This is a genomic window from Streptomyces sp. NPDC021100 (genome assembly GCF_044333095.1).
In the GTDB taxonomy this organism is placed as follows: Bacteria; Actinomycetota; Actinomycetes; order Streptomycetales; family Streptomycetaceae; genus Streptomyces.
Genome location: NZ_JBIRQH010000001.1, coordinates 709999 through 725685 on the forward strand (window position 1 = coordinate 709999; position 15687 = coordinate 725685).

The window sequence follows — 15687 nt, forward strand, 5'->3', positions numbered from 1 at the left end:
CGACCTGCTCCGCTGCAGATTCCCCGCAGCGGAGCCTGAGACTCCCAAGACTTCGGCGACTCTAGTAGTACTCCCGGATGTATCCCAGCGCCTTCCCGAAAACATCCTGGTCGCGGATCTTGAACTTGATGTAGAGCGCCTTGCGAAGTGCCTGCTGGACAAGGCGATCGCCTTCATTGGTGCCCTGCCAGCCGTCAAAGCGGACGGTACGGACAACGGAGTCGACCTCGTCGACGACCTTCTCGGCGATGATCGGGGTCTCCTCGCCCTTGAGCGACTCGAAGAGGTCGGTCAAGGCGGCCTTTCCGCGCTCCTCGCGGGGCACCTCAGCGGCGGCCTTCTCCGCTGCGACCGTGTCACGCGCCAGCGCGAAGAGCTCCTTGAGGAACTCCAGCGATGCCTGCTGAGAGTGGGTGTACTTCTCGCGCAGAGCATTCAACCGCTGACCAAGCTCGACGAAGGCCGGGTTGCCGACGTGCTTGGCAATGCGGGCGGTGATCCACTTCTCGACCTCAACGGGGTCGATGTCCTTGCGGTCGCCGGTCATCAGGTCCTCGATAACCTGCGCATCGAGGACGATGGTGTCCAGGTCGGTGCGGGGGACCTCGACGGTGACGTGCTCATTTATGAGGTCAAGGGTCTTGGCGCCCAGCGTGTGCCAAACCAGTCGGCCGGTGACGTCCGTGGGTTGCACCGACTGGTAGACGTCGGTCAGCCAGCGGTAGTCCGCTTCGTATTCGGACAGGCTCGGGTCCGGGGACAGGGTCTCCCACAGCTGGGCAACGACGCTGTACGCGGCTCCGAAGGTGTCGCGGGACTCATCGGAGTCGATCGCAGTCTGGGCCTGGATCAGGCCCTCATAGCCGCCGACGGTGCGGTCGACACCCGGGAAGAACGCCAGAGCAGCCTCGATCGCGGGGCCGAGCTGCTCGCGGAGTACAGCGATGTTGGAGATGACCTGCTGGACAGACTTGTCGTCGAACTCGAAGGCCTTGGCGACGTCGTCGAAGATGCCTAGGTAGTCCACTATCAGGCCGTGGGTCTTCGCCGGCGGATAGACCCGATTCGTGCGGCAGATTGCTTGGAGCAGGGTGTGCTCGTACAGGGGCTTGTCAATGTACTGGGCATAGAGGATCGGGGCGTCGAAGCCGGTGAGCAGCTTCGCGGTCACAATGATGATCTTCAACGGGTCCGCCGGGTCGTTGAAGCGGGCGGTGATTCGCTCCAGCTCCTCCCGACCAGGTGTCCACTGCTTCCACGCCGGCTTGTCACCTCGGCTGGTGGACATCACGATCGTGGACGCGTCCGGGCCGAGCAGGCGGTCAAGCTCTTCCTTGTACGCCACGCAGGTGGCCTTGTCGTAGACCACGACCTGCGCCTTGAACCCCTGCGGCTCGACCTTCGCGGTGAAGTGCCCGGCGATGTCGGCGGCGATTTTGCGGACCCGGTCGGGGGCCTTGATCAGCACTTCCAGGGAGGCGGCCTTCCTCGACAGGGTGGTGCGGTCTTCCTCATTGAGCCCGTGGCGGTCGGCGAGCTCGGCGAAGGCCGCGTCGATCGACTCCTCATCCAGGTGGATCTCCGAGAGGCGCGGCTCGAAGTGCAGCGGCAGGGTGGCACCGTCGCGGATGGAGTTGGAGAAGGAGTAACGCGAGAGATACCCGTGCTCGTCGGCCTCGTCCCCGAACCACATGAACGTGTTGCGGTCACGCTTGTTGATCGGCGTCCCGGTCAGCCCGAACAGGAACGCGTTGGGCAGCGCCTCGCGCATCTTGCGGCCGTAGTCGCCCTCCTGGGAGCGATGGGCCTCGTCGACCATCACGATGATGTTGTCGCGCGCGTCCAACACACCCGGGGCTTCGCCGAACTTATGGATCGTGGTGATGATGATCTTCCGCGCGCCCGCAACCAGGAGTTCCTGCAGCTCCTTGCGGGACTCCGTTGAGACGAGATTCGGTACGTCCGAGGCGTTGAACGTCGCGGTGATCTGGGTGTCCAGATCAATCCGGTCAACCACGATGATCACCGTCGGCGAGGTCAGCCCCGCCGTTGCGCGCAACCTCTGCGCGGTGAACACCATCAATAGCGACTTCCCCGACCCCTGGAAGTGCCAGATCAGCCCTTGCTTGATCTGCCCATGCATCACCCGCTCCACGATCAGGTTGGTCGCCTGGAGCTGCTGGTACCTCGCGATCACCTTGATCTTGCGGTGCTTCTTGTCGGTCGCGAACAGCGTGAAGAACCGCAGGAAGTCCAAGATCGCGTCCGGATCCAGAACGCCCTCGACCGCCTCCCTGACTACCGAGAGGCCTACCTTCACCGGCGTGTGGTCGTCACCTGACTCATCCGCTCGCCACGGCCCCCACAGCTCCACCGGCATCCCGACCGAGCCGTAGCGGAAGTCCTTGCCCTCGGTGGCGAAGTTGAGCACGTTCGGCACGAAGAACGCCGGCACGTTGACCTCGTAGTCCTCCTTGACCTGCGCGGCAGCGTCGATCCAGGAGTACGCTGGCCGCACCGGCGACTTCGCCTCCCCCACGACGAGGGGGAAGCCGTTGCACCAGATCACCAGGTCGAAGCGCCGCTCCAGTCTCCCGACCCCGTAGGGCACCTCGGTGGAAACGATCCAGTTGTTCGCACTGTGCTCGCCGGGGTGGTCGAAGTCGATCAGCTTGACGGTCACATGCTCGCCGTCGGGCCCGAACGGCATCGACTTCTGCCCCGTGAGCCATGCCGCGAACTCCTCGTTCGCCACCACCGGATTCGGCGTGTTGCGCGCGGAGACCAGGATCGCGCGCAGCCGGTAGATCACCTCATCGGCCAGACGCGGATCGGCCTCGATGGTCGGGTTGAGGCGAATTAACGCCTCCCGCACTTGCTGCTCCAGCAACACCTCGTCGGTGCGCCGCGGCAGATTGCTCCCCGGCACGAACCGTACATCGACCGACTCCACCAGATCCCGAACGAAGTCCCGGACGGTGTTCGCCTCGTTGAAGGTCATTTGGCACCTCCAAATATCTCAGTAGTAAGTCCACTTCGGGATCTTGCGAGTCGAGATGCCTCAACATTGGCACCTACGGTTGCGATGCGTCTTGCCCGGATGACCGCGTGCAGGGTCCTGCGATCCGCAGGCCACGGAACCTCGACCTTCATGAGATCGCTCTTGTTGAGCTTACGCACGATTGTGGTGGTCTCCCGAGCCTGCAGCGCTGCACGGCCACGTGGATGAGCCAGGATGGCCTGCAGAAGTTCAGCGTCGTCGGCCGGTAGCCCAACGATGGACGTGATCTGCTGGTTTGAGATACCTGGCTCGGTAACGACCGCGGACTTGCCGAGATCGCCACCGATACATGCGACAGCGACTGCATTCTTCGACACCATCCGACCCGATTTCGCGCCAGCGAGACTCACACGCTGCCTAGCGGACGCGATGAACTCACCATCGATCTCGGATGGCGTGTAGAAGGGAACATCCTCACTGTTCCAGTAGTCGGCGTTCGCCTTCGAAGGCGTCGAACCAGTAACACACTCGCCGATAACTCCGATGGCGAACTTGCGTTCAACCTCCCACGCATGACGAAGCACGACGGCCGCCGCATCCCAAACACGTTCAGCTCGCTCCCGGATGCTCAACCTGTACCTCTCCAGCGCCCAGAGCAGGTCAGCAAGACGCTGCTGTTCGTCGAGGGGAGGGAGGTCGAACTCATACGCGGCCAGCTCGCCCCAGTTCAGGTAAGGGTTGACCGAGCCACGTGAGTGGGCGATCGCATACGCGTGGAACCTCTCGGCCGAGAGGACGAAAGGAAGGAACTCCTGCAGGAGCAAGTTCTCGTCGAGGGTCTCCAGTACGAAGGTCTTCTCGCCTGTGATGCCCTCGAATTCCGGGACGGCGACTTTGCGAAGATACGTTCGCCTGGAGACGTAGAGGACGTGGCCTGGCTTGAACCGCTTGTAGAACATCGGCCCTATCGGGTCGCGCCCGATAACGCCCCAGTCGGCGATCGAGAGACTGCCGCTGGGAATGTGCTCGCCAGCGAGGAACCGCTCCAGACCAGAGGTCTCGGCGTCGACGCGGTCGGTGACGTGCCTGACCACATCACTAAGGGTGACGCGCTTCCAAGCGGTCTTGTCGAGGTTCAGGCTCATGCCAAGGCATCCCTTCGCATCAGGGACAGGACATCGACGACGGCCGCATCAGAGCTCTGGGCAGAACTACGCCAGGCAGCGAGGGCCTCGGTGAGGTCGAGCTGTTCTCCCTCGCCTCTGTCCATGGCCATTCCGACGTACGTCGGAATGGCCAGGCTGAAGCCCTTAGCCGCAATCTCATCGAGCGTGGCGACCGTCGCGAACTGCTTGAGGTCCGTGAAGCCACGGTAAGCATCGAGGATCTTCTGCTGGTGAGTCTCGCGCAGGAAGGCCTGCCCTTGTTCGCGGGAGACCTCATTGAGGGCGTTGATGAAGAGAACCTTGCCTTGGCGCTCGGTGGGCTTGCGTGTCCGCAGGATGACGACGACGGCCGGCATCGGGGAGTTGTAGAACAGGCCCTCGCCGAGGCCGAGCACACACTCGACCAGGTCGGACTTGACAAGCCGCTCACGCATGGCAGCCTCGTCACGGCGGAACAGGACCCCGTGGGGGAAGAGGATCGCGGAACGCCCAGTGGTGGGGTCCAGACTCTTGGCGATGTGCTGGAAGAAGGCGTAGTCGGCGCGCCCCTGGGGTGGTAGGCCCCACATGTTGCGCCCGTAGGGGTCCTTGGCGAACGCGTCGCGGTTCCATGCCTTGATGGAGTAGGGCGGGTTGGCCAGGACGACGTCGAAGGTTTGCGGGCCGCCGTGGGCGTTGAGGAAAGCAGGCCTGCCGAGGGTGTCGCCATGGGCGATGCGGCTGTCAGTGACACCGTGCAGGAACAGGTTCATACGGGCGATGGCAGAGGTGCCGTAGTTGAGCTCCTGGCCATACAGGCGCAGGTTTCGCCACTCCTTGCCTTGACGCCTGACCTCGGCTGCGGTGGAGATGAGCATGCCGCCGGTGCCGCAGGTCGGGTCGTATACAGACTCGCCGGGCTGGGGCTCAAGCATGAGCGTCATCAGGTGCACCAGGGTGCGGTTGGTGTAGAACTCCTGGGCGGTGTGGCCGGAGTCGTCGGCGAACTTTTTGATCAGGTACTCATAGCCCTGCCCGAGCTCGTCCTCGGGCAGGTTCGCCACCGACAGCGTCTTGGTCGAGAAGTGCTCGATCAGGTCCGAGAGAGTCGAGTCGGGGAGCAGGTCCTTGTTGGTCCACTCGCCGTCGCCGAAGACGCCAGGGAGGGTGTCGGGGTTGGCGGACTCGATGGCCCGCATCGCGGCCTTGAGCGTAGTGCCGACATTGCTGGTGACCTTGCGCAGGTCGGCCCAGTGGGCGCCATTAGGGATGGCGAAGCGATGGTTCTCCGGGAGGTCAGCGAGTTCCTCGTCGCCGTATGCCTCAAGGGCGGCGGCATGTTCCTCGTCGTAGACGTCGGAGAGGCGCTTGAGGAAGACCAGCGGGAAGATGTACTGCTTGTAGTCGCCGGCGTCGATCAGCCCTCTCAGCAGCACTGCGGCGCCCCACAGGTAGGACTCCAGTTCCCGCTGGGTGATCCGCTTCGGGCTCGTCGCGGTCATGCGCCCAGCCCCCATTTCACCAGCTCGGCCTCCAGCGCTGCGCGGGTCTCGCGGGCCTTCGCATGCGCGGTCTCCAGGTCGGCCAAGGCCTGCTCCAGGGTGATCTGCTCGCCGACCTCAGCCGGCTCGACGTACAACGGGATGTTCAGGTTCCAGCCGTTGGCCTTGATGTCGTCCAAGGTCGCGACCGCGGCCAAGCCGGGCTGCTCGGCGTACTCCTGATATGCCTTCAGGAGGGTCTCGGCGTGGTCGGGCTCAAGGGTGTTCTGGTTGCGGCCGCGCTTGAAGAGCGACTCTCCATTGACGAAGAGCACCTTGTCCTGCTGCTCGGCGGGGCGCTGGCGGCGCAGGATCAGCACGCAGGCGGCCAGGCCGGTGCCGTAGAACAGGTTGGGCGCCAGGCCGATGACGGCCTCCACGAAGCCGGCTTTGAGGATGTGCTCGCGGACGCGGCCCTCGGCGCCCTGGCGGAACAGCGCGCCCTGCGGGAGGACGACCGCGACCCTTCCTCCGGTGGGTGCCGCGGAAGTGAGCATGTGTTGGGCCCAGGCCCAGTCGGCGTACCCCTTCGGCGGCACCCCGCCCAACTCATTACGGCCCCACGGATCGGAGGACCACTGCTCGTGACCCCAGTTCTTCAACGAGAACGGCGGGTTGGCGATCACGCAGTCGAACCGCGCCAACCGGCCGTGGTCGAAGTAGGCCGGGGCACGCAGCGTGTCGCCGCGCTCGACGTGGAAGTCCTCCATGCCGTGCAGCAGCAGATTCATCCGGGCGATCGCGGAGGTGGTGAGCACCTTCTCCTGGCCATACAGCCTTCCGAGCACGGTCTTCGGGTCACCGCCGCGGGCCTTGATGTGCTGGATGACCTCGATCAGCATGCCGCCGGTGCCACAGGCCGGGTCGTAGACCGTCTCGCCTTCCTGGGGGTCGAGGATGTTGACCAGTAGCGTGACCACCTCGCGCGGGGTGTAGTACTCGCCGGCCTTCTTGTTGGACTGGTCGGCGAACCGCTTGATCAAGTACTCATACGCCTGCCCCAGCACGTCGGGAGCGGCCTGGGAGATCGAAAGGGTCTTGATCGAGAAGTGCTCGATCAGGTCAATCAGCTTGCTGTCCGGCAGCTTGTCCTTGTTGGTCCAGGTCGCACCGCCGAAGATGCCGTATAGCGCGCCCTGGTTGGCCTGCTCGATACCGCGGAAGGCGGTCTTGAGGGCCTCACCGACGTTCTCGGTGCGTTCGCGTACGTCTGCCCAGTGGCAACCATCGGGGATGGCGAACCGGTGGTTCTCCTCGAACGCCGCATAAGTGTGGTCACCACCGGACTCGTCCAGCGCGCGGGCGTACTCCTCGTCGTACACATCGCTGATCCGCTTGAAGAACATCAACGGGAAGATGTACGCCTTGAAGTCCGCCTGATCGATGCTGCCCCGCAGCAGATCGGCCGCCCTCGCCAGATACGACTCCAGCTCCCCCAGCGTCAGTGCCATTGGAAGCTCCTGCTCCCCCGCGCCGACCACACTCGACCCCACTCGATCACTACTCGTTTCCATACTCTGCCTGGCCGGCTCGCCGTCCCAACGACCACGTGTCGGAGCGTAACGGGATCCGCCGGGGCTGTACCGAATACGCGTCAAGCGCTGCGGACTCTATGCGGACCGCGAAGGCCGCCCGACCCGCTCCGCCACAGGTCAGACGGCCTTTCCGCAGTTCGGCTAGACGTTGAAGCGGAACTCCACCACGTCCCCGTCCGCCATCACGTACTCCTTGCCCTCCATGCGGGCCTTGCCCGCCGAGCGGGCCTCGGTGACCGAGCCGCAGGCGACGAGGTCGTCGAAGGAGATGACCTCGGCCTTGATGAAGCCCTTCTGGAAGTCCGTGTGGATGACACCGGCGGCCTCGGGGGCGGTGGCGCCCTTCTTGATGGTCCAGGCGCGGGATTCCTTGGGGCCGGCCGTCAGGTAGGTCTGGAGGCCGAGGGTGTCGAAGCCGACGCGGGCGAGGGTGGCGAGGCCGGGCTCCTCGGCGCCGACGGACTGGAGGAGCTCCATGGCGTCCTCCTCGTCGAGCTCGGCGAGGTCGGCCTCCAGCTTGGCGTTGAGGAAGATGGCCTCGGCGGGGGCGACCAGGGCGCGCTGCTCGGCCTTGAAGGCGTCGTCCGTCAGCTCGTCCTCGTCCACGTTGAAGACGTAGAGGAACGGCTTGGTGGTGAGGAGGTGCAGGTCGTGCAGGAGCTCCTCGTTGCCGGAGCCCTGGACGATGCCCGCCGAGAAGAGGGTGTCGCCCCGCTCCAGGATCGTCTTGGCCTCCTCGACGGCCTTGACCTTGGCCGCCTTGTCCTTCTGGATGCGGGACTCCTTGACCAGGCGCGGCAGCACCTTCTCGATGGTCTGGAGGTCCGCGAGGATCAGCTCGGTGTTGATGGTCTCGATGTCGTCCTTGGGCGAGACCTTGCCGTCGACGTGGACGACGTTCTCGTCCTTGAAGGCGCGGATGACCTGGCAGATCGCGTCGGACTCGCGGATGTTCGCGAGGAACTTGTTGCCCAGGCCCTCGCCCTCGGAGGCGCCGCGGACGATGCCGGCGATGTCGACGAAGTCGACGGTGGCGGGGAGGATCTTCTGCGAGCCGAAGATCTCCGCCAGCTTGGTCAGCCGGGCGTCGGGGACGCCGACGACGCCCACGTTGGGCTCGATGGTGGCGAACGGGTAGTTGGCCGCCAGCACGTCGTTCTTGGTCAGGGCGTTGAACAGCGTCGACTTGCCGACGTTGGGCAGACCGACGATTCCGATCGTGAGCGACACGTGGCGACTTCCTGATAGTGAGGGCCCAGGGCGAACAAAGGCAGCAAGGGGGCCCGGTCCGGGCCGGTCCACCAGTCTACGGGTCCGCGCCGGGCACCGGCCGGGGCGGACGGCCCCACCGGTCGAACGAACGGCCGACAGGGGGTGAAGAGCGTGTCCAACGCCGGGTTCGCGCCGGTCCTCGACCTAGTTTGGACGGGTGGAGCAACCCGGCGCACGCATCACCCAGCACAGGATCCGTCGCACGGCCCCGGTGCCCCGCCCGGCCGCCCCGGTGGGGCAGGGCAGAGCGGCGCCGGCCGGACGGGAGCGGGCGGGCCGCACCCCGCCGCCGCTGCTGCGCGCGCTCCGGCGGGACCAGCGGGACCAGCCGGTCCGGCTGACCGGCCTGGGCAGCGGGCTCCTCGCCGTGGTGGCGATGCTGGTCGCGGGGGTGCTGGTGGCCCGGCTGGCCGCCGGTTCCCCGATCGCCTACGGGGTCCTCTTCACGCTCTGCTGCGCCGTCTGCGCGCTGGGGGTGCGGCCGGCGGAGCTGGTGGCCGCGCCGGTGAGCGCGCCCATCGCGTTCGCCGCGGGCGCGTTGCCCGTCACGGCCGCCACCGCCGGTTCCGGCGGGCTCGGCGGCCGGGCGATGGCCCTGGTCGGCTTCCTGTCGCTGCAGGCCGGCTGGCTGTACGGCGGGACGCTGCTCGCCGCGCTGATCGTCCTCGGCCGGCGGGTGCGGCTGGTCAGGCGGCGGCGGGCGGACGGACGGGCGCAGGCGCGGCGGCGGCCATCGCGGCCCCCACGATCCCCGCGTCGTTCCCCAGCTCAGCGGGCACGATCTCGGCACTGACACCCTCGATCAGCGGCAGGAACCGCTCCGCCTTGCGGCTGACGCCCCCGCCGATGACGAAGAGCTCGGGCGAGAACAGCGCCTCGACGTGCCGCAGGTACTTCTGCACCCGGCGCGCCCAGTGGTGCCAGGAGAGGTCGCCTTCTTCCTTGGCCCGGCTGGAGGCCCGCGTCTCGGCGTCGTGGCCGCCGAGCTCCAGGTGGCCGAGTTCGGTGTTGGGGACGAGCCGGCCGTCGGTGAAGACCGCGCTGCCGATGCCGGTGCCGAAGGTGAGCACGATGACGGTGCCCGTGCGGCCCCGGCCGGCGCCGAAGGTCATCTCGGCGACACCGGCCGCGTCCGCGTCGTTCAGCACCGTCACGGGGGCGCCGATCCGCGCGCCGAGCAGGGCGGCGGCGTCCCGGCCGATCCAGCCCTTGTCGACGTTGGCGGCGGTCCTGGTGACGCCGCCGGTGACCACGCCGGGGAAGGTGGCGCCGACCGGGCCGCCGGACCAGCCGAAGTGGTCCAGCACCTCTTTGACGCGGTCGGCGACCGCGTCGGGGGTGGCCGGGTGCGGGGTGAGCACCTTGTGGCGCCCCGCCGCCGTCGCCCCCTTCGTCAGGTCGACCGGAGCGCCCTTGATGCCGGATCCGCCGATGTCCACACCGAATGCGTCCATGGCGACCACGCTACGGGCGGAAGCCCGCCGTCACCCCTCGGTGGACGTCCCCGAGGCGGTCCGCGGGCCCGCGACGGCCGCGGCGGCCTCGGCGCGCAGGTCGCGGCGGAGTTCCTTGGGGAGGGAGAAGGTGATGGACTCCTCGGCGGCCTTGACGGTCTCGACGTCCTCGTAGCCGCGGGCGGCGAGCCATTCGAGGACGCCTTCGACGAGGATCTCGGGGACGGAGGCGCCGGAGGTGACGCCGACCGTCGCCACGCCCTCCAGCCAGGTCTCGTCGATCTCCTCGGCGTAGTCGACCAGGTGCGCGGCGCGGGCGCCGGCGCCGAGGGCGACCTCGACCAGGCGGACGGAGTTGGAGGAGTTCTTGGAGCCGACGACGATGACGAGGTCGGCCTCGGCGCCCATCTGCTTCACCGCGGTCTGCCGGTTCTGCGTGGCGTAGCAGATGTCATCGCTGGGCGGGGAGAGCAGGTTGGGGAACTTGTTCTTCAGGGCGCCGACGGTCTCCATGGTCTCGTCGACGGAGAGGGTGGTCTGGGAGAGCCAGACGACCTTGTCGGGGTCGCGGACCTCGACGTTCGCGACGTCGTCGGGGCCGTCGACGAGCTGGATGTGGTCCGGGGCCTCGCCGGAGGTGCCGATGACCTCCTCGTGGCCCTCGTGGCCGATGAGGAGGATGTCGTAGTCCTCGCGCGCGTAGCGCACGGCCTCCTTGTGGACCTTGGTCACCAGCGGGCACGTCGCGTCGATCGTGGCGAGCTTGCCCCGCTTGGCCTCGTCGTGGACGACCGGTGCGACGCCGTGCGCCGAGAAGATCACGATGTTGCCCTCGGGCACCTCGAACGTCTCGTCGACGAAGATCGCACCCTTCTTCTCCAGGGTCTTGACCACGTATTTGTTGTGGACGATCTCGTGGCGCACGTACACCGGCGCGCCGTACTGCTCCAGGGCCTTCTCGACGGCGATCACGGCACGGTCCACGCCCGCGCAGTAGCCACGGGGGGCGGCGAGCAGGACCTTTCGAGCGCTGGTTGCAGTCATGTCGTCCATCGTACGGGCCACCACCGACATCGGCGGCGCGTCCCGGTGCCCTCCCCCGGGCCGGGCCGAATACTGGCCGGGCGGCCCCGCACCCGTTCCGACCGACCGCAGGGGAGGCACCCGTATGCCGGCACCTTCAGCACCTCCCTTCCCGGAGTCCGGCGGCGGGGACGGCGCGCTCCGCCGCACCCTGACCTACCGGGACCTCGTCGTCTACGGGCTGTTGTTCATCGCCCCGATGGCGCCCGTCGGCGTCTTCGGCACGCTGGTGGCGAAGGCGCACGGCGCGGTGGCCGCGGTGTATCTGGTGGCGACGGCCGCGATGGGGTTCACCGCGTACTCCTACGCGCGGATGGTGCGGGTGGTGCCGCGGGCCGGTTCCGTCTACGCCTACGCGCGGGTCGGGCTGGGCGAGGGGGCGGGGTTCGTCGCGGGGTGGATGGCGCTGCTCGACTACCTGCTGATCCCCGCGGTGGCCTATCTGTTCTCGGGGATCGCGATGCACGCGCTGGTGCCGGCGGTGCACCCGTGGGTGTGGACGGCGCTCGCGGTCGCGGTGACGACCGGCCTCAATCTGTCAGGAGTGCGGGTCGCGGCGCTGGCGGGGTTCGCGGTGCTGGCGGTGGAGATCGCGGTGCTGTGCGTCTTCGTCGCCGCGGCGGCCTGGGCGCTGGCGGCGGACGGGCCGCGACGCGGCTGGCTCGCGCCGCTGACCGGCGAGGGCGCCTTCGACACGGGTGCCGTGCTGACGGCGGTGTCCGTGGCGGTGCTGTCGTACCTGGGGTTCGACGCGATCGCCGCGTTCGCGGAGGAGGCGGCGGGCGGGCCAGGGCGGGTGGCCCGTGCGGTGCTCACCTGTCTGGTGGCGGCGGGTGTCCTGTTCCTCGTCCAGACGTATCTGGCGGCGCTGCTCGTGCCGCTGTCGGCGGCGGAGCTCGCTGCCGAACCGGCTCGGCAGGGGGCCGCGTTCTACGACACGGTGGATGCCTCGACGGGGCGGTGGCTGCACGATCTCGTCGCGGCGAGCAAGGCGGGCGGGGCGGCGTTCGCGGCCCTGTCCGGGCAGGCGGCCGCCGGGCGGCTGCTGTTCGCGATGGCTCGGGATCGGCGGCTGCCGGGGGCTCTGGCCGTCGTCGACCGGGGCACGGGGGTGCCGCGGCGGGCGGTGTTGTGTGCTGCCGTCGTCACGCTGGTCGCGGCGGTGTGGGCGGCCCGGCGGGGGGATGGGCTGGACCGGTTGGTGTCGGTGGTGGATGTGGGGGCGCTGGTGGCTTTTGGGTTGTTGCATTTGTCGGTTGTCGGGTGGTTCGCGGTACGGCAGCGGATGCGGTGCGGCGTCGTTCGGGACGTGCTCGCGCCGCTGGGCGGGTTGGCTGTGGTGGTCGCGGTGCTTGTTCGGGCGGCGGGGGTGGCGCAGGTGGTGGGAATGGTGTGGCTGGGGGTGGGGTTGGGGGTGCTGGCCGCGCAGGGGGCGCGCGGAGCGCGGTGAGCAGCCCCGGTCCCGCCCTTTCACCGTTTCCGCGGGAGGGCCCGCGCCCCCGCAACGCGGCTGCGCCGCGTTCGTCCTCAAACGCCGGACGGGCTGAATGCCGTGCCCGGGCGCGCACTCCAGCCCGTCCGGCGTTTGAGGACGAGCGGCGGAGCCGCGACAAGGGGGGGGCTGGGGCACAGCCCCAGGAAACGGCGAAAGGGCGGGACCGGGGCGTACCCACCCCCGATACCCTCGACCGCATGGCCCTCACCACCTCCCCCGACGCCCCCCTCCCCGTCGGCCAGGTCTCCCGCCTCATCGGGGGCTGGATCGACCGGCTCGGTGCCGTCTGGGTCGAGGGGCAGATCACGCAGTTGTCGCGGCGGCCCGGGGCGGGGGTGGTGTTTCTGACGCTGCGCGATCCGTCGCACGACATCTCCCTCTCCGTCACCTGCTACCGCGCGGTGTTCGACCAGGTCGCGGACGTCGTGTCCGAAGGTGCGCGGGTCGTGGTGCACGCGAAACCGGAGTGGTACGCGCCGCGCGGGTCGTTGTCGCTGCGGGCGGCGGAGATCCGGCCGGTGGGGGTCGGGGAACTGCTGGCGCGGCTGGAGCAGCTGAGGAAGTCACTGGCGCGGGAGGGGCTGTTCGACGCCGGGCGGAAGCGGCCGCTGCCGTTCCTGCCGCAGCTGATCGGTCTGGTCTGCGGGCGGGCGTCGGCCGCCGAGCGGGATGTGCTGGAGAACGCCCGGCACCGCTGGCCGGCCGTCCGCTTCGAGGTGCGGAATGTGCCGGTGCAGGGTGTGCACGCGGTGCCGAAGGTGGTCGAGGCGGTCCGGGAGCTGGACGCGCTCGACGAGGTGGACGTGATCATCGTCGCGCGCGGCGGCGGCAGCGTCGAGGACCTGCTGCCGTTCTCGGACGAGCAGCTGGTCCGGGCGGTTGCCGCGTGCCGGACGCCGGTGGTGTCGGCGATCGGGCACGAGCCGGACTCCCCGCTCCTCGACCTGGTCGCGGACCTGCGGGCCTCGACGCCCACCGACGCCGCCAAGCGCGTCGTCCCGGACGTGGGCGAGGAGCTGGCGCGCGTCGAGCAGTTGGGTGGCCGGGCGCTGCGCGCGGTGAGCACGCTGCTGGACCGGGAGGAGCGCGGGCTGGCGGCCGTACGGGCGCGGCCGTGCATGCAGCGTCCGCAACGGATGGTGGAGGAGCGCGAGGAGCAGGTGGAGGGGCTGCTGGGACGGGCCCGGCGGACGTTCGGGCACCTGCTGGACCGCGCCGACTCCGAGCTGACGCACACGCACGCCCGGGTGGTGGCGCTCTCCCCCGCCGCGACGCTGCGGCGCGGGTACGCCGTCCTCCAGCACGCCGACGGTTCGGTGGTCCGGGCCGCGGACGAGGTGGCGGCGGGCGAGGAGTTGCGGGCGCGGGTGGCCGAGGGCGCGTTCGCCGTACGCGTCGAGGGGCCGGCCGACTGAGCCCGCGGCGTGCCCGGCGGCAGGCCCTACGCTGGGCGGCATGGCGAAAACGGATGAGTCCGGCACCGGGACCGGCGCGGACGAGGAGCTGGGCGCGCTCGGCTACGAGCAGGCGCGGGACGAGCTGATCGAGGTCGTCCGCAGACTGGAGACCGGCGGCCAGACGCTGGAGGAGTCGCTGGCCCTGTGGGAGCGCGGCGAGGCGCTGGCCCGGGTGTGCCGGCACTGGCTGGAGGGGGCGCGGGCGCGGCTGGACGCGGCGCTCTCCGCGCCGGAGCCGGAGGCGGGGGCCGATGGGGGCCCGGCCGACGGGGGCTGAAAACCCCGGGGCCGCGCGGTCGGCGGCGCCGACCCCCGCCGCTTTAGTTTAACTTTCAGTTGAAAGTTCACATAGTTTGTTCTAGAGTGGACACCGGCCGACCCGAATACCCCAGCACAGCAAAGAAGGTCACCCCCCATGACTCTCGCCCTGGACACCGCCGCGCAGGACCTGCTCTTCCGTGAGGCGCACACGGCCAACGCGTTCACCGACGAGCCCGTCTCCGACGAGCAGATGCAGGCGCTCTACGACCTGATCAAGTACGCCCCCACGGCGTTCAACCAGTCGCCGCTGCGCATCGTCCTGGTCCGCTCCGAGGAGGCCCGCGAGCGTCTCGTCGCCCACATGTCCGAGGGCAACCAGGCCAAGACCAAGGCCGCGCCGCTGGTCGCGATCCTGGCCGCCGACAGCGAGTTCCACGAGGAGCTGCCGGCCCTGTTCCCGCACTTCCCGCAGGCCAAGGACGTCTTCTTCAGCGAGCGCCCGGTCCGTGAGAAGTCCGCCGAGCTGAACGCCGCGCTGCAGGCCGGCTACTTCATCCTGGGCGTCCGCGCCGCCGGCCTGGCCGCCGGCCCGATGACCGGCTTCGACGCCGCGGGCATCCAGAAGGAGTTCCTGGACGGCGACCACACCCCGATGCTCGTCGTCAACATCGGCAAGCCGTCGGAGGACGCCTACCGTCCGCGCTCCCCGCGCCTGGCCTACGACCAGGTCGTGTCGGTCGTCTGACCGGCGCACCGCCACAGCCTTCCAGGGGCCCCTCGTGGGCCCCTTCGGCATGTCCGGGGGCGGCGCGCGCCCCTGCGGTCAGCTCTTCGGCTTCCCGTCCGGCTTCCCGTCGGCCTTCCCGTCCCGGAGCGCGGCGGCCATCTCCGTGAGCCGGCGGTCGGACGCGGTCCCGGCGACCACCGTCGTCGCCCCGTGCTCCGTCCGTACCAGGGCGTTGTACTTCTCGCCCTCGTAGCGCTGCCAGACGGTGTCGCCCACCCGCTGCGTCCGCTTCGTCGGCTCCGCGTGCTGCGTGGAGTCCTCGATGAAGTCGCCCGCCGGGCCGTCGCTCTGCTCGATCTGGACGTACTCGGTGTCCGGGTCGACGAAGCCCAGGTGCCACACCTTGCCCCCGCCGGGCTCCTGGCGGTACCAGACCGAGGTCGCGCGCCAGTCGGCGCCGAGCCCCTCGGGGGCCACCACCGGGTACGGTGCCGCGCGCCGGGCGGAGGCGACCTCCACCTGGTAGGCGACGGTCCTCACCGGATCGCGCCCGCTGCCCTCGTGCGGGAGCAGCAGATAGCCCGTGCCCGCCACCGGAATCGTCACCGCCAGCGACAGCAGCATGTTGCGTGCCGTCTTGTTCTTCCCGTTCCTGCCTGCCACGCCCCCATCGTCCCCCATGACCTCGACGATCATCACGCCGGAGGGGGTCACGG

The 15687-nt window shown here is 68.8% G+C and carries 13 protein-coding genes; 5 read left to right on the forward strand and 8 right to left on the reverse strand.

Annotation, left to right across the window (positions count from 1 at the left end):
• Nucleotides 1-61: 61 nt before the first annotated feature.
• From ACH4PU_RS03235 to ychF, 5 genes are all read right to left on the reverse strand, one after another.
• On the reverse strand, nucleotides 62-3001 hold the full coding sequence (locus ACH4PU_RS03235; RefSeq protein ID WP_398265019.1) for a type I restriction endonuclease subunit R: 2940 nt from the start codon (nucleotides 2999-3001) through the stop codon (nucleotides 62-64).
• On the reverse strand, nucleotides 2998-4146 hold the full coding sequence (locus tag ACH4PU_RS03240) for a restriction endonuclease subunit S (protein ID WP_398265022.1): 1149 nt from the start codon (nucleotides 4144-4146) through the stop codon (nucleotides 2998-3000). The genes ACH4PU_RS03235 and ACH4PU_RS03240 overlap by 4 nt, the downstream gene beginning before the upstream one ends.
• A complete protein-coding gene (locus tag ACH4PU_RS03245) occupies nucleotides 4143-5648 on the reverse strand; it encodes an N-6 DNA methylase (protein ID WP_398265025.1) in 1506 nt (501 codons plus the stop codon). The genes ACH4PU_RS03240 and ACH4PU_RS03245 overlap by 4 nt, the downstream gene beginning before the upstream one ends.
• Complete coding sequence (locus tag ACH4PU_RS03250) at nucleotides 5645-7138, reverse strand: N-6 DNA methylase (protein ID WP_398265028.1); 1494 nt, start codon at nucleotides 7136-7138, stop codon at nucleotides 5645-5647. The genes ACH4PU_RS03245 and ACH4PU_RS03250 overlap by 4 nt, the downstream gene beginning before the upstream one ends.
• 225 nt (nucleotides 7139-7363) lie before the next feature.
• Entirely contained in the window at nucleotides 7364-8452 is a 1089-nt protein-coding gene (ychF, locus tag ACH4PU_RS03255) for a redox-regulated ATPase YchF (protein WP_398265031.1), read from the reverse strand.
• A 199-nt stretch (nucleotides 8453-8651) separates the two neighbouring features.
• Here ychF and ACH4PU_RS03260 point away from each other — a divergent pair, with 199 nt between their 5' ends.
• Nucleotides 8652-9287: a DUF6542 domain-containing protein gene (locus ACH4PU_RS03260; RefSeq protein ID WP_398265034.1), complete on the forward strand. Its 636-nt coding sequence runs from the start codon at nucleotides 8652-8654 to the stop codon at nucleotides 9285-9287.
• On the opposite strand, the gene ppgK is transcribed toward ACH4PU_RS03260, so the two are convergent.
• On the reverse strand, nucleotides 9181-9948 hold the full coding sequence (ppgK, locus tag ACH4PU_RS03265) for a polyphosphate--glucose phosphotransferase (RefSeq protein WP_398265037.1): 768 nt from the start codon (nucleotides 9946-9948) through the stop codon (nucleotides 9181-9183). The two genes, ACH4PU_RS03260 and ppgK, sit on opposite strands and share 107 nt — an antisense overlap.
• 30 nt (nucleotides 9949-9978) lie before the next feature.
• The gene (locus ACH4PU_RS03270) at nucleotides 9979-11001 is read right to left on the reverse strand and encodes a 4-hydroxy-3-methylbut-2-enyl diphosphate reductase (protein ID WP_398265040.1); all 1023 of its coding nucleotides are present in this window, start codon (nucleotides 10999-11001) and stop codon (nucleotides 9979-9981) included.
• Nucleotides 11002-11116: 115 nt separating this feature from the next.
• Between ACH4PU_RS03270 and ACH4PU_RS03275 the strand changes: the two genes are divergently transcribed.
• The 4 genes from ACH4PU_RS03275 to ACH4PU_RS03290 all read left to right on the forward strand — a co-directional run bounded on the left by ACH4PU_RS03275 (nucleotide 11117) and on the right by ACH4PU_RS03290 (nucleotide 14989).
• A complete protein-coding gene (locus ACH4PU_RS03275) occupies nucleotides 11117-12481 on the forward strand; it encodes an APC family permease (RefSeq protein ID WP_398265043.1) in 1365 nt (454 codons plus the stop codon).
• Nucleotides 12482-12723: 242 nt separating this feature from the next.
• The gene (gene xseA / locus ACH4PU_RS03280; RefSeq protein WP_398265046.1) at nucleotides 12724-13941 is read left to right on the forward strand and encodes an exodeoxyribonuclease VII large subunit; all 1218 of its coding nucleotides are present in this window, start codon (nucleotides 12724-12726) and stop codon (nucleotides 13939-13941) included.
• A gap of 40 nt (nucleotides 13942-13981) precedes the next feature.
• Entirely contained in the window at nucleotides 13982-14260 is a 279-nt protein-coding gene (locus ACH4PU_RS03285; RefSeq protein WP_398265049.1) for an exodeoxyribonuclease VII small subunit, read from the forward strand.
• Nucleotides 14261-14398: 138 nt separating this feature from the next.
• Nucleotides 14399-14989, forward strand: a complete 591-nt coding sequence (locus ACH4PU_RS03290) for a malonic semialdehyde reductase (RefSeq protein ID WP_398265052.1) — start codon at nucleotides 14399-14401, stop codon at nucleotides 14987-14989.
• 78 nt (nucleotides 14990-15067) lie between these two features.
• On the opposite strand, the gene ACH4PU_RS03295 is transcribed toward ACH4PU_RS03290, so the two are convergent.
• Nucleotides 15068-15634 carry a DUF4245 domain-containing protein gene (locus ACH4PU_RS03295; RefSeq protein WP_398265055.1) on the reverse strand — a complete coding sequence of 189 codons (567 nt, stop codon included), beginning with the start codon at nucleotides 15632-15634 and terminating at the stop codon, nucleotides 15068-15070.
• Between the last annotated feature and the right edge of the window lie 53 nt (nucleotides 15635-15687).

Coding starts and splice junctions, on each gene's coding strand:
- ACH4PU_RS03235 (WP_398265019.1), bottom strand. CDS start 3,001: ATGACCTTCAACGAGGCGAACACCGTCCGGGACTTCGTTCGGGATCTG.
- ACH4PU_RS03240 (WP_398265022.1), bottom strand. CDS start 4,146: ATGAGCCTGAACCTCGACAAGACCGCTTGGAAGCGCGTCACCCTTAGT.
- ACH4PU_RS03245 (WP_398265025.1), bottom strand. CDS start 5,648: ATGACCGCGACGAGCCCGAAGCGGATCACCCAGCGGGAACTGGAGTCC.
- ACH4PU_RS03250 (WP_398265028.1), bottom strand. CDS start 7,138: ATGGCACTGACGCTGGGGGAGCTGGAGTCGTATCTGGCGAGGGCGGCC.
- ppgK (WP_398265037.1), bottom strand. CDS start 9,948: ATGGACGCATTCGGTGTGGACATCGGCGGATCCGGCATCAAGGGCGCT.
- ACH4PU_RS03270 (WP_398265040.1), bottom strand. CDS start 11,001: ATGGACGACATGACTGCAACCAGCGCTCGAAAGGTCCTGCTCGCCGCC.
- ACH4PU_RS03275 (WP_398265043.1), top strand. CDS start 11,117: ATGCCGGCACCTTCAGCACCTCCCTTCCCGGAGTCCGGCGGCGGGGAC.
- xseA (WP_398265046.1), top strand. CDS start 12,724: ATGGCCCTCACCACCTCCCCCGACGCCCCCCTCCCCGTCGGCCAGGTC.
- ACH4PU_RS03285 (WP_398265049.1), top strand. CDS start 13,982: ATGGCGAAAACGGATGAGTCCGGCACCGGGACCGGCGCGGACGAGGAG.
- ACH4PU_RS03290 (WP_398265052.1), top strand. CDS start 14,399: ATGACTCTCGCCCTGGACACCGCCGCGCAGGACCTGCTCTTCCGTGAG.